The sequence below is a fragment of the Bradyrhizobium diversitatis genome (assembly GCF_016031635.1).
GTDB classification, from domain to species: domain Bacteria; phylum Pseudomonadota; class Alphaproteobacteria; order Rhizobiales; family Xanthobacteraceae; genus Bradyrhizobium; species Bradyrhizobium diversitatis.
Genome location: NZ_JACEGD010000021.1, coordinates 184672 through 197559, shown reverse-complemented (window position 1 = coordinate 197559; position 12888 = coordinate 184672). Strand labels below are relative to the sequence as shown.

The 12888-nt window shown below is 65.3% G+C and carries 14 protein-coding genes; 12 read left to right on the top strand and 2 right to left on the bottom strand.

What is annotated here, in order from left to right; all coding sequences use genetic code 11:
- The first annotated feature begins 91 nt into the window (after positions 1-91).
- The 9 genes from H1B27_RS23865 (at position 92) to H1B27_RS23825 (ending at position 9126) form a co-directional block, all read left to right on the top strand.
- Entirely contained in the window at positions 92-787 is a 696-nt protein-coding gene (locus tag H1B27_RS23865; protein WP_197967707.1) for a TetR/AcrR family transcriptional regulator, read from the top strand.
- Positions 784-1572: an HlyD family secretion protein gene (locus tag H1B27_RS23860; protein WP_197967706.1), complete on the top strand. Its 789-nt coding sequence runs from the start codon at positions 784-786 to the stop codon at positions 1570-1572. The genes H1B27_RS23865 and H1B27_RS23860 overlap by 4 nt, the downstream gene beginning before the upstream one ends.
- Positions 1569-2501 (top strand): ABC transporter ATP-binding protein, encoded by a 933-nt coding sequence (locus H1B27_RS23855; protein ID WP_197967705.1) that lies wholly within the window; start codon positions 1569-1571, stop codon positions 2499-2501. Before H1B27_RS23860 ends, H1B27_RS23855 begins: the two co-directional genes overlap by 4 nt.
- The gene (locus tag H1B27_RS23850; protein ID WP_061882903.1) at positions 2498-3661 is read left to right on the top strand and encodes an ABC transporter permease; all 1164 of its coding nucleotides are present in this window, start codon (positions 2498-2500) and stop codon (positions 3659-3661) included. The genes H1B27_RS23855 and H1B27_RS23850 overlap by 4 nt, the downstream gene beginning before the upstream one ends.
- Before the next feature lie 107 nt (positions 3662-3768).
- Positions 3769-5076 carry an adenylate/guanylate cyclase domain-containing protein gene (locus H1B27_RS23845; RefSeq protein ID WP_197967704.1) on the top strand — a complete coding sequence of 436 codons (1308 nt, stop codon included), beginning with the start codon at positions 3769-3771 and terminating at the stop codon, positions 5074-5076.
- Between the two features lie 77 nt (positions 5077-5153).
- Positions 5154-5885: a GntR family transcriptional regulator gene (locus H1B27_RS23840; protein WP_197967703.1), complete on the top strand. Its 732-nt coding sequence runs from the start codon at positions 5154-5156 to the stop codon at positions 5883-5885.
- A 49-nt stretch (positions 5886-5934) separates the two neighbouring features.
- Positions 5935-7176 (top strand): MFS transporter, encoded by a 1242-nt coding sequence (locus H1B27_RS23835; protein ID WP_061882900.1) that lies wholly within the window; start codon positions 5935-5937, stop codon positions 7174-7176.
- Positions 7177-7296: 120 nt separating this feature from the next.
- Positions 7297-8091 carry an amidohydrolase family protein gene (locus H1B27_RS23830; RefSeq protein WP_246515633.1) on the top strand — a complete coding sequence of 265 codons (795 nt, stop codon included), beginning with the start codon at positions 7297-7299 and terminating at the stop codon, positions 8089-8091.
- Between the two features lie 120 nt (positions 8092-8211).
- Positions 8212-9126, top strand: a complete 915-nt coding sequence (locus H1B27_RS23825) for a PhzF family protein (protein WP_197967701.1) — start codon at positions 8212-8214, stop codon at positions 9124-9126.
- A 106-nt stretch (positions 9127-9232) separates the two neighbouring features.
- On the opposite strand, the gene H1B27_RS23820 is transcribed toward H1B27_RS23825, so the two are convergent.
- On the bottom strand, positions 9233-9694 hold the full coding sequence (locus H1B27_RS23820) for a DUF488 domain-containing protein (protein WP_061882897.1): 462 nt from the start codon (positions 9692-9694) through the stop codon (positions 9233-9235).
- Between the two features lie 154 nt (positions 9695-9848).
- Positions 9849-10670, bottom strand: coding sequence for a DUF72 domain-containing protein (locus H1B27_RS23815; protein ID WP_197967700.1), 822 nt, complete (start codon positions 10668-10670; stop codon positions 9849-9851).
- 114 nt (positions 10671-10784) lie between these two features.
- Here H1B27_RS23815 and H1B27_RS23810 point away from each other — a divergent pair, with 114 nt between their 5' ends.
- The 3 genes from H1B27_RS23810 to H1B27_RS23805 all read left to right on the top strand — a co-directional run bounded on the left by H1B27_RS23810 (position 10785) and on the right by H1B27_RS23805 (position 12883).
- Positions 10785-11165 (top strand): hypothetical protein, encoded by a 381-nt coding sequence (locus H1B27_RS23810; RefSeq protein WP_061883055.1) that lies wholly within the window; start codon positions 10785-10787, stop codon positions 11163-11165.
- Between the two features lie 141 nt (positions 11166-11306).
- Positions 11307-11510 carry a hypothetical protein gene (locus tag H1B27_RS40300; RefSeq protein ID WP_061882895.1) on the top strand — a complete coding sequence of 68 codons (204 nt, stop codon included), beginning with the start codon at positions 11307-11309 and terminating at the stop codon, positions 11508-11510.
- A gap of 239 nt (positions 11511-11749) precedes the next feature.
- Positions 11750-12883, top strand: a complete 1134-nt coding sequence (locus H1B27_RS23805) for a glycosyltransferase family 2 protein (protein ID WP_061882894.1) — start codon at positions 11750-11752, stop codon at positions 12881-12883.
- The last annotated feature ends 5 nt before the right edge of the window (positions 12884-12888 follow it).

Genomic DNA, 12888 nt, shown 5'->3' with positions numbered 1-12888 from the left:
AGCTAATGCATTAGTCAAGACTAATCTAACCTCAAAGGCGGCTGCGCTCGATGAACTTGACAATGACTGACTAGTCAGTCATAAACTTCGAATGACCAGGAAGCCGACCAAAGCCGCCTTGCCGCCAGCAACTCGCGCCAGTGCCAAGGGCCCTGAGCCCGCTCGCAGCGAGGAGGCGCCTGCCACGAACCGCGCTACGCGCGCGGCGGAGCGGCGTGCGGCGATCGTGGAGGCGGCGATGGAGGAATTCATCGCGCGCGGGTTTGCGGCGACGCGGCTCGACGACATCGCCAGGCGCGCCGGCGTGGCAAAGGGCACGATCTACCTGCACTTCAAGGACAAGGAATCGATGTTCGAGGAGCTGGTGCGTATCGTCATCGTTCCTGTGGTCGCGCGACTGACCACGCTGCCGCCGCCGGCGGGCTCGGTGCGCGACCTGATCGAGGCTTTCGCGAGCAACTTCCTGAACGAGGTGATCGGCACGAGGCGCGGCGATCTGGTGCGCCTGATCGTGGCGGAAGGCCCGCGCTTTCCGTCCGTTGCCGACTTCTATTACCGCGAGGTCGTCTCGCGCGGGATCGCCGCCATGCGCGCGCTGATCGAGCTCGGCATCGCCCGCGGCGAGATCCGGCAGAAGGACCTCGCGCGCTATCCGCAGATCCTGGTCGCACCCGCGATGATCGCGGTGATCTGGCAGAGCCTGTTTGCGCGGCACGCGCCGCTGGACGCGCAAGAGATGCTGCGCGTTCATCTCGATCTGATTTTTGGCGAACGGAGCACGACATGACGTCGTCGCAGGCAATTTCAGTCTTGGCATTGGTCGCCGTGCTCGCAACCGGGCTTGCCGGGTGCACGGAGAAGCGCGATCCGGGCTTCCAGGGCTGGGTCGAGGCCGACATGATCTTCGTCAGCCCGGACGAAGCGGGGCGGGTCACCAAGCTCAACGTCCGCGAAGGCGACGAGGTCAAGGTCGGTGATGCCCTCTATTCCGTCGACGACGATCTCCAGCGCGCCGATCTCAATCAGAACAAGGCGACACTGGCGAACGCGCAGCAGACCTACGACCGGGCGGCCTCATTGAGCAAGACCGGCTCGGGCACGCAGGCCAATCTTGATGCCGCCGTGTCGGCCTTGCGCGTCGCGGAAGCGCGGGTGGCGACGTCGGAGACGCGGATGGCGCGGCGCAAGGGCTTTGCGCCCGTCGCCGGCACCATCCAGCAGATCTATTTCCGTGAGGGCGAGATGGTGGCGGCGCAGCGTCCGGTGCTGTCGATCATGCCGCCCGGCAACATGAAGCTGCGTTTCTTCGTGCCGGAAGCCGAATTGCCCAAGCTCGCGATCGGCGACACGGTGCGCGTCTCGTGCGACAATTGCGCTGCCGACCTCACCGCAAAGATCTACTTCATCGCAACCTCGGCCGAATACACTCCGCCTGTCATCTACAGCCTCGATGAGCGCAACAAGCTGGTCTATCTGATCCAGGCGCGACCCTCGCGGCCTGACGCTTTGCGCGTCGGACAGCCGATCGACGTCTATCTCAACCCGAAGACACCGGTGGCGGACAAGCGATGAGCGGCGGCAACGGCATCGCGATCGACGTCAAGGGCCTGACCAAGTCGTTCGGCGGCCGCGAGGTCGTGCACGATCTGTCGATGCAGGTGAAGCGCGGCTCGATCTACGGATTCCTCGGTCCCAACGGCTCGGGCAAGACCACGACCATCCGCATCCTCTGCGGGCTGCTCACGCCTGATAGCGGCGAGGGCACCTGCCTCGGCTACGACATCCGCCGCGATGCCGAGAAGATCAAGCGCCAGGTCGGCTACATGACCCAGCGCTTCAGCCTGTACCAGGACCTGTCGGTGCGCGAGAACCTCGAATTCGTCGCGCGGCTCTATGGCGTCACTGACGCGCGCGGCGCCGCACGCGACATGATCAGGCGGCTCGGGCTCTCGGGGCGCGAGGAGCAGCTTGCGGGCGAGCTCTCCGGCGGCTGGAAGCAGCGGCTGGCGCTGGGGGCCTGCACGCTGCCCAATCCGCAATTATTGCTGCTCGACGAGCCCACCGCCGGCGTCGATCCCAAGGCGCGGCGCGATTTCTGGAACGAGATCCACGCACTCGCAGCCGAAGGCCTCACGGTGCTGGTCTCGACCCATTACATGGACGAGGCCGAGCGCTGCCACGAGATCGCCTACATCGCCTACGGCTATCTGCTGGCGCACGGCACGGTGGAGGAGGTGATCGCGAAATCCGCGCTGACGACCTACACCGTTACGGGCGAAGGCCTGAACGAGCTTGCGGCCGCGCTCTCGGGTAAGCCAGGCATCGATATGGTGGCGCCGTTCGGCAGCTCACTGCATGTTTCCGGCCGCGACGTCCCGGCGCTCGAAGCCAGCATCGCGTCCTGGCGCGAGAAGGGCGGACTGCGCTGGCAGCAGTCGCAGCCCTCGCTCGAAGACGTGTTCATCGAGCTGATGGGGCGCTCCAAGGATAATTTCCAATGAGCGCCGTCGACCATCCCGCACCGCGGCGCGAGATCCGCGAGCGCTTCGGCTTTCTGCGGCGCTCCTACGCGATGCTGGTCAAGGAGTTCATCCAGCTCAAGCGCGATCGCGTCTCGTTCGCGATGATCGTGATGTTGCCCGTGATGCAGCTGATGCTGTTCGGCTATGCCATCAACACCACGCCGCGCCATTTGCCGAGCGCGGTGCTGCTCCAGGAGGATTCCGATCTCGCCCGCTCGATCCTGAAGGCCCTGGAGAATACCGCCTATTTCCGCTTCCTCTATGAGGTGCACGACGTCGACGACTTCGACAATCTCCTGAAATCCGGCAAGGTGCTGTTCGGGGTCGAGATCCCGCGCGGCTTCGAGCGGGCGGTGCGGCGCGGCGACAAGCCGGCGCTGCTGGTCGCCGCCGACGCCACGGATCCGGTCGCGGCGAGCGCGGCGATCGGCTCGCTCGGCATGATCGTGCAGACCGCGCTCAAGCACGATCTCTACATCGGCGATCCCCCCGAGATGCCGTTCGAGATTCGCGCGCACGCGCGCTATAATCCGGCCGCGGCCTCCAGCCTCAACATCGTGCCGGGACTGGTCGGCACCATCCTGACCATGACCATGCTAATCTTCACCGCGCTGTCGGTCACGCGCGAGGTCGAGCGCGGCACCATGGAGAGCCTGCTGTCGATGCCGATCAAACCAGTCGAGGTGATGCTCGGCAAGATCATCCCTTACGTGCTGGTCGGCTTCGTCCAGGCCTTCCTGATCATCAGCATCGGCGTCGGCCTGTTCGGCGTACCCGTGCTGGGCAGCCTCGTCCTGCTGGCGCTGCTCTCGACGCTGTTCATCACCACCAATCTGTCGATCGGCTACACCATATCGACACTGGTGCAGAACCAGCTCCAGGCGATGCAGATGTCGATGATGTTCTTCCTGCCCAGCATCCTGCTCTCCGGCTTCATGTTCCCGTTCGCGGGCATGCCGGCGTGGGCGCAATATCTCGGCGAAGCCCTGCCGCTGACCCATTATCTGCGCATCGTCCGCGCCATCATGCTGAAGGGCGCGACCATGCAGAACCTGCACTTCGACACGCTGGCGCTGGCGGCCCTGATGCTGCTCGCCATGACCATCGCCGTGACGCGCTTCCGTCGCACGCTGGATTGAGGCAGACTGTCTCGAAGTCATTCTGGGGCGATGCAAAGCATCGAACCCGGAATCTCGAGATTCCGGGTTCGCGACTTCGCCGCGCCCCGGAATGACAAGAGGGCGGAATGGTCAGGTTTGCGAGCAGGAAGACGCGGCACCACGCCGCGTTATCGGAGGAATTCGAGCGCGAGCTGACGCGGGAGGTGCTGCGCACCGAGCTGCTCCGGGTGCGGGCGCTGATCATGACCGGCTGCGTCCTGATGCTGCTGCTCACCGCGATCTATCTGATCGACCCCGCCGTGCTGAACCGGGTCTGGCGCGGAACGGAAGGGCTCGTCGAGGTCTACGGCCTCCTCGGCGGCTTCATCCTGTTCGAGCTCTGGGTCCACACCCAGATCAGGAGGAATCTCCGGCTCGATCGCGATCTGCCGGTGATCCGACGCTATATCGGCACGCTGATCGAGACCTCGCTGCCGACGTTGATCCTGATCCTGCAGACCCGGACCATGGGTCCAAGCCAGGCTCTCGGCTTTGCCGTGCCGCTGATGTATTTCATCTTCATCATCCTCTCGACCCTGCGGCTCGACTTCTGGCTCTCGGCATTCACGGGCATCGTCGCCGCGGCCGGGCTTCTGTCGGTCGCGCTGTACTACAACGCGGCTGACGAGGCCGGCGATCCCCTGATCTATTTCCACGCCGTGCGCAGCGTCGTCATCCTGATCTGCGGGGTGCTTGCGGGTGCCGTGGGCGCGCAATTGCGCCGGCAGTTCGCCGCGAGCATCGCGGCGGCGACCGCGCGCGACCGCGTGACGAACCTGTTCGGCCAGCACGTCTCCCCGCAGGTGGTTGAGCGGCTGATGCAGGCAAGCACCAGCGGCGGCGGCGACGTCCGCCGCGTCGCGGTGATGTTCGTCGATTTCCGCGGCTTTACCGCCGGCGCGCAATCGCGCACGCCGCAAGAGGTAGTCGACCGGCTCGACGGTGCCTTCGCCGTGCTGGTCGACATCCTCGACCGCCACGGCGGCATCGTGAACAAGTTTCTGGGCGATGGTTTCCTCGCGCTGTTCGGGGCGCCGCTGGAGGCTTCCGACGCCGCGCACCGAGCGGTCGCCGCCGGCCGCGAGATGCTGACCGCGATGGACCGCATCAACGCAGAGACGAGCTGGCCGCTTCGCATCGGCATCGGCATCCATTTCGGCGAAGTCGTCGCCGGCAATATCGGCTCACCCCGCCGCAAGGAGTACACGGTGATCGGCGACACCGTGAACTTTGCTTCGCGCCTGGAGGCGCTGAACAAGGAGTTCGGCTCGCAGTTCCTGATCTCGGCATCCGTGCGCGAGGCGCTGGGCGACGACGGCAGCGACGCCGTCGCGCTCGGTGAAGTCGAGGTGCGCGGCTATGAGCGGAAAGTGCCGGTGTTTCAGCTGGGGTAACTCTCCGAGGCATTTGAGTCGTCCTGGTATCATGGTAGCGCTTGACTCGTTTGTCATATAGTCATCTATATGACTATATGAATCCAGCGCCGCTCGACGACCGCCTGCCACGCTACCAGCGCCTGCGCGACGACCTCGCGGCGCGGATCAACCGCAATGAATGGCGGCCGGGCGAGCCGATCCCGTCTGAAGCCGAGCTGGCTGCGCATTACGGCGTTGCCATCGGCACCGTGCGCAAGGCGATCGACCAGCTCGTCAGTGACGGCGTGCTGGAGCGGCAGCAGGGCCGGGGCACGTTCGTGCGCCGGGCGCGGTTCAACTCGTCGCTGTTCCGCTTCTTCCGCTTCCAATCCGAGAGCGGCGAACGGCGCGTACCTAAGAGCCGGATCATTCGCCGCCGAAGCGTTCCGGCGACGTCGGCAGTCGCATCCGCGCTACGCATTCCCGTCGGTGAGCCCGTGATCAGCCTGTCGCGCCTGCGCCTGATTGATGACGTCCCGCTGCTCGCGGAAGAGATCTGGCTGCAACAATCGCGCTTCGCGAAGATCCTGGAGATCGACACCGCCGAATTCGGCGATCTCCTGTATCCGCTCTACGAGGAGCGCTGCGGCGAGGTCGTTGTCTCGGCCGAGGAAATCCTCACGGTCGAGACCGCCAACGAGATGCAGGCGCGCCTGCTCAGGCTCGAGGCCAACGCGCCACTGATTGTGATCGAGCGTCTCGCGCTCGACCTCGAGCGCCGGCCAATCGAATGGCGCAGGTCGCGCGGGCCGGCCGACCGCTTCCGCTATCACGCCGAGATCCGGTGAGGCGGTTTTTCAACGACATCAACCAATAATGCGTACAGGGGTAGGAAACATGTCGAACTGGTACAGCGAAAGCTCGCCGCTGGAGCGGCGCACATTCTGGGCAAGCTTTGGCGGCTGGGCGCTCGATGCGCTCGACGTCCAGATGTTCGGCCTTGCCATCCCCGCGCTGATCGCGGCCTTCGGCATCAGCAAGGCCGATGCAGGCCTGCTCGGCTCGGTCACGCTGTTCTTCGGTGCGTTCGGCGGCTGGTTCGGCGGCGCGCTCGGCGATCGCTTCGGCCGCGTCAAGGCACTTCAGATCACCGTCGCCACCTTCGCGCTCGCGACCTTCGCCTGCGCCTTCGCGATGACTTACACGCAGCTCTTGGTGTTGAAGGCGATCCAGGGCCTCGGCTTCGGCGCCGAATGGGCCTGCGGTGCGGTGCTGATGGCCGAGATCATCCGGCCCGAGCATCGCGGCAAGGCGCTCGGCTCGGTCCAGAGCGCCTGGGCCGTGGGCTGGGGCGCGGCCGTGCTGCTGTCGGCCCTGGTCTTCACCTACGCGCCGGCCGAGATCGCCTGGCGGCTGCTGTTCGCGCTTGGGCTGTTGCCCGCGCTCCTCATCATCTTCATCCGCCGCGGGCTGAAGGAGCCGCCGCGCGCGGTCGCGGCCGAGAAGACGCCATTCTTCGCCACGCTCTCAGGCATCTTTCATCGCGACGTGCTGCGCTCGACCTTGATCGGCGGCCTGTTCGGCATCGGCGCGCATGGCGGCTATGCCGCGCTCACCACTTTTCTGCCGACGTACTTGCGTGAGGTGCGGCATCTGTCGGTGCTCGGCTCCAGCGGCTATCTCGCCGTGATCATCGTTGCCTTCTTCTGCGGCTGCGTGACGAGCGGCATCATCAGCGACCGCATCGGGCGCCGCGCCAACGTCGCCTTGTTCGCCACGGCCTGCATCGTGACAGTGCTGATCTACATCTTCGCGCCGCTGACGAACGGCCAGATGCTGGTGCTCGGCTTTCCGCTCGGGTTCTTCTCCGCCGGCATTCCCGCCAGCATGGCGGCGCTGTTCAGCGAACTCTATCCCGCCGGTGTGCGCGGCACCGGGGTCGGCTTCTGCTACAATTTCGGCCGCATCGTCTCCGCGGCGTTCCCGTTCCTGGTCGGTTTCCTCAGCGATCATATCGGGCTTGGACCTGCGATCGGCATCGATGCGGCCCTTGCCTATTCGCTGGTGCTGATCGCAGTGCTGCTGCTGCCGGAGACGCGTGGCAAGGTGTTCGAGCAGACCGCTGCGACGCGCGCCTGACGCGGGATGGACAGCAAGCGACATGACATTCGTCTTGCGCGACCTCACGCTACGCCATTTGGTGCGGGCCTCGGCGCGCTCGTCACGATGGCCGCGGCTACAGCCAAGAGTGAGGCGGCCTTGCCGACGATCGATACCCATGCTCACGTCTTCCATCGCGGTCTTCAGCTCGCGCCGGGGCGGCGTTATGCGCCCGACTACGACGCGCCGCTGGCGCTCTATCTGGAGCAGCTCGACCGGAACGGCATGAGCAATGGTGTGCTGGTGCAGCCGAGCTTTCTCGGCAGCGACAATTCTTATCTGGTCGCGTGCCTGAAGCAGGCAGGCGGTCGTCTGCGCGGCATCGCCGTGGTCGATCCCGCGGCGACCACGGACGAGTTGCGCGCGCTCGATCGCGCCGGCGTTGTCGGCATTCGGCTCAACCTCGTCGGCCAGCCCTTGCCGGATCTCGCGGCCAGTGAATGGAAGGCGCTGCTCGCGAACCTGAAGGCGATGGGCTGGCAGGTCGAGATCCAGCGCAATGCGGCCGATCTCGCCGCGCTTGCGCCGCAGCTGCTCGATCCCAGCGTCGCCGTCGTGCTCGATCACTACGCGCTGCCGGATCCGAAGCTCGGTGTCGCTGATCCCGGCTTTCAGTCGATGCTCAAACTCGGTGCGACACGAAACGTCTGGGTCAAGATCTCTGCGCCATACCGCAACGGTGCGGCGGGCGAGGAGTTTGCCAAGGCGGCCTATCCTTTGCTCCGCGAAGCCTACGGCCTCGATCGCCTGTTGTGGGGCAGCGACTGGCCACACACGCAGTTCGAGGCGACGCAGACTTACGCGAAGAACCGGGAATTTCTCGATGCGCTGATCGCCGACAAGAGCGAGCGCGCGCAAGTGCTCGCGTCGCCGCTTCAGCTCTTTCGCTTCTGAAGCTCTTTCCCCGATTGCTCCGATTGCACTCAATTTTGGGGCATGACGAGCGGCGTTTTCGGCTTGTAGAGTGCTGCGCGTGCGGCCGGTCGCGGCCGCGACTTGCATGAGGAAACGAAAATGCAGCGCCGCTACGTCACCGTCGACGTGTTCACCGATCGCGCCTTTGGCGGCAACCAGCTCGCCGTGGTGCTCGATGCCGGCGGGCTGACGACACAGCAGATGCAGGCGATCGCGACCGAGTTCAACTATTCCGAGACCACCTTCGTGCTGTCGCCGCGCGACAAGGCCAACGACGCCGAGGTGCGCATCTTCACCCCCGTCAGGGAGCTACCGTTTGCGGGCCATCCCAATGTCGGCACGGCCTTCGTCCTGGCGGGAATCGCGAAAGAGCCGAAGCCGCGGCTGCTGTTCGAGGAGAAGGCTGGTCTGGTCCCGGTCGATATCGTGCGGGAGCAGGGCAGGGTGATCAGCGCCGAGCTCACCGCGCCACAGCAACTGTCGAGGCTTGCGCAGCTATCCGCGGCTGACGTCGCCGCCTGCATTTCGCTGGCGGCTGATGACATCAAGACCGATCATCACGCGCCGCAGGTCGTCGGCGTCGGAACGCCGTTCGTGGTGGCGGAGGTGGGATCGCGCGAAGCCGTGCGCAGGGCCAAGCCCGACGCGGCAGCGTTTGGCCGGATGCTGCCGCGCGACGGCGCTTTCTCGGTCTACTTCTACACGCGCGATGTGCCGGCGGCGGAGGCGCCCTGCGAGCGTCAGGCGCGGATGTTCTTTCCCGGCGCAAGCGGCCTGATCGAAGACCCCGCCACCGGCAGCGCGACGGTCGCCGCCGCCGCGCTGTTCGCCGATCTCGATCCCATGCGCGACGGCGAATTGAAGCTCACCATCGGCCAGGGCTTTGACATGGGCCGTCCGAGCATGCTTCTCACCCGCGTGCGCAAGCAGGACGGCAAGATCGTCTCCGCCCATGTCGGCGGGAGCTGCGTTCAGATGATGGAAGGGACGTTCGGGCTGGTGGGGGAGGGGTAGCTCGTCATTCCGGGGCGCGACGCAGTCGCGAACTGCGGTGCGCAATTGCGCACCTGAGAATCTCGAGGTTCCGGGTTCAGCCCTGCGAGCTGCCCCGGAACGACCGTCAGACCTGCCGTCCCGCCAGATTCTTCACCGTCACCCCGTCGCGCTCCTCGATGATCTCCGCGATCATCTGGCGGTGGCAGTGGGTGTGGTCGCGCTCGTAGCAGAGCAGGCAGACGGGGCCGGCCTTCTTCACCAGCGCCGAGAGCTCGTCCATCGCCTCCCTGGCTTCTGGCGCCGTCAGGTGCTTTGAGAAGATCCTCTCCAGCACGTCGTATTGGCCGCTGCGGGCGGCGAGGCGGCCTTCCTTCGGTGTGCCGAGCGCGGCGAGATGGACATAGGCGATGCCGCGCTCGTCGAGGCCTGCCGCAAGCTGCTTCTTGGAAAAGCCCGGCCGGCGCGATGACGTCACCGCGCGTACGTCGACCACGAGCTTGACGCCGGCCTGTTCCAGCTCGTCCAGCACGGCCTTGGGCGGCGTCTGCTCGTAGCCGATGGTGAACAGCTTCCTCGCCTTTGCCATGGGGACTCCTCAGGTCACGACACGTGAGGTCGTCATGCCCGGGCTTGTCCCGGGTATCCACGTTCTTCGCGCCGCGCGGCAAGTCGTGGATGGCCGGGACAAGCCCGGCCATGACGTGAGGAAGCCTTGGTGCTCCCAATTGGCCATAGCCCGCTCACATCACCCGCGCGATCAGTTCCATGGCGCCGGCCGGCGCGCGCACCTTGCCCTCGTGGATGACATAGGCGAACACGTCCCGCGGCTCCTTGTTCGGCTTGGCCTTGTCAACCTTCGGCAGGTCGTCGGGTTCACCGCCCGAAGCCCAATCCTGCAAGCGCTTGGCCCAGGCGTCGAGCTGCTTCGGCGGATAGCAGGTCTTGATCTCGTCATTGCCCTTCTGCAGCCTTGCATAGACGAAATCGCCGGCGACATCGGCGATAGCAGGATATTTGCCGTGCTCGGCGAACACGACGGGCGTCTCGAACTCGCGGATCAGCGCGACGAAGTCCGGCGTGCAGAAGCTGTCATGGCGCACTTCCACGACATGGCGCAGCGCGCGCCCTTCGAGCTTGCGCGGCAACAGCTCGAGGAATTTTCCAAAATCGGCGCCGTCGAACTTCTTGGTCGGTGCGAACTGCCACAGCACCGGCCCGAGATGGTCGCCAAGTTCCAGCACGCCGGAATCATAGAACCGCTTGATGGAATCGCCGGCCTCGGCGAGCACGCGGCGGTTGGTGGCGAAGCGCGGTCCCTTCACCGAGAACACGAAGCCATCGGGAACTTCGCTCGCCCATTTGCGAAACCTCTCCGGCTTCTGCGAGCCGTAATAGGTGCCGTTGATTTCGATCGAGGTGAGCTTCGAGGCGGCATACGACAGCTCCTTCGCCTGCGCCAGCTTCTCCGGATAGAACACGCCGCGCCAGGGCTCGAAGGTCCAGCCGCCGATGCCGATGAAGATGTTGCCGGATTTTCTTGACGCGGTTTTTGCTTTGGCCACGGAATTTCTCGCATCGACGGGGAGGGACCCCATCCTAGTCAAACCAGTTGTGATTGGCCAGTTGGCCCGCCCCGTCTAAGCTTGCGCCCGGACCCGCGAAAAAAGGAGAACAAGATGCGGATGCTGTCGGTGGGAGCGGCGCTCTTTATGATGACATCTGCTGCCATGACATGGCCCGCATTGGCCGATGATGACGACGCGAGAAGCGCACAGAAGCTCGCCCAGCAGGGCCGCGACGATTACTGGCATTGCCTGGCGCGGGAATATTCGCGCGACTCCAATCAAGGCCTGTCGGAGCAGGATTTCGGCCGCTCGGTTGCGGGCGCCTGTCCATCGGAGCGGCAATATTACCGGGTCGCGCTGCTCGACTATCTCACCACGCAGTATCCGAACATCGATGCCGGCGCCCATCTCGCCACCGCGAACAGGGCGGTGGAGGCGGCGCAGAAAGACATCGTGATGGCCTTCGTCAAGCACCGGCCGCCGGCGAAGTAGGGGCCAGGGGGAGTAGCGAGTGGCGAATAGCGAGTAGGGCAGGAGCCCGGTTCGAGGTATTCGCCACGCGCCATTCGCCTTTGGCGCCGCGCGCTCATCCATGGTATCACTCGCCGCATCTGGAGCAGGGATGGGACTTGCATGTCGTCTGAGTCGGTGGGGGGCATTCTGGGGGCGATCGTGGGGGCGATCGTGCTTGCGGCTGCCGTCATGTTCGGGCCGATCGGCCAGTACGGCAAGCCGCCCAGGCCGACGAAAGTCGAACCGGCCCCGGCGGCGGCGCCGTCGGCCCCAGCCGCACCTGCCCCGCGTGGGCCGATAATTCGGGAAGTGCCCAACCAATAGAGCAGGAAAACGAGCTTTCTGCCCCTTGCGAAGCGCTTCTGCCGTCCCCATCTAGCTTGTAACGGCGACGTTGAGCGAAGAGCTCCGTCGCTGGGACGACCTTGGAATAGCTCAGGCCTGCGCCGGATGTACGCGCGGTCCGCCGTTCCGGGGTCGTTGGCATTTTAGGGCCCCTTTTCGGCCGTTCCCCAGAGACCCCGGCTTGGCAGCGCAGGACGCGGCGGATATACGCTGCCGTCATGAACGAAGCGATCAGACCCGGCGCCGACATCCCGCCGCAGGCTCAAGAGGGGCCGGAACTGTCGGTCATCGTCCCGACCTTCAACGAGCGCGACAACGTCACGGTGCTGTACCGGCGGTTGGAGGCGACGCTCGCCAATATCGCGTGGGAAGTCGTGTTCGTCGACGACAACTCGCCCGACGGCACCTGGGACGTCGTGCGCGCGCTGGCGCAGCGCGACAGCCGCGTGCGCTGTGTCCGCCGCATCGGCCGTCGCGGCCTGTCGGGCGCCTGCATCGAGGGCATCCTCGCCTCGAGCGCTCCCTATGTGGCCGTGATCGATGCCGACCTCCAGCACGACGAGACGCAGCTGCCGAAGATGCTGCTGCTCCTCGCCAGCGATCAGGCCGACCTCGTCGTCGGCAGCCGCTACATCGAGGGCTACAAGAGCGAAGGCTTCGACAAGCAGCGCGCCGGAGCCAGTGCGCTCGCGACCGAGGTTGCCAGGAAGATGCTGCGGGTCGAAATCGCCGATCCCATGAGCGGCTTCTTCATGATCCGCCGCGACCGGTTCGAACAGCTCGCGCCGAAGCTGTCCGTGCACGGCTTCAAGATCCTGCTCGACGTCGTCGCGAGCGCGCACGGCAGCTTGCGCGCCGTCGAGATCCCCTACACTTTCGGCGCCCGCCAGCACGGCGAGAGCAAGCTCGATTCCATGGTCGCACTCGACTTCCTGGGTCTCGTGCTGGCCAAGCTGACCAACGACATCGTCTCGCTGCGCTTCATCCTGTTCGCCATGGTCGGCGGCATCGGCCTCGTGGTGCACTTGACCACGTTGTTCATCGCGCTTCAGCTGTTCAACGCGCCGTTCGCGGAGGCGCAGGCCGCCGGCGCCATCGTCGCCATGACCAGCAATTTCATCCTCAACAACTTCCTCACCTATCGCGACCAGCGGCTGAAGGGCTTTGCGCTGCTGCGCGGCCTCATCGCCTTCTACATCGTATGCAGCGTCGGCCTGCTCGCCAATGTCGGCGTTGCCTTCTCGGTGTACGATCAGGAGCCGATCTGGTGGCTGGCCGGCATGGCCGGCGCGCTGATGGGCGTGGTGTGGAACTACGCGATGTCCGGACTGTTCGTCTGGCGCAAGAAATAGCACGC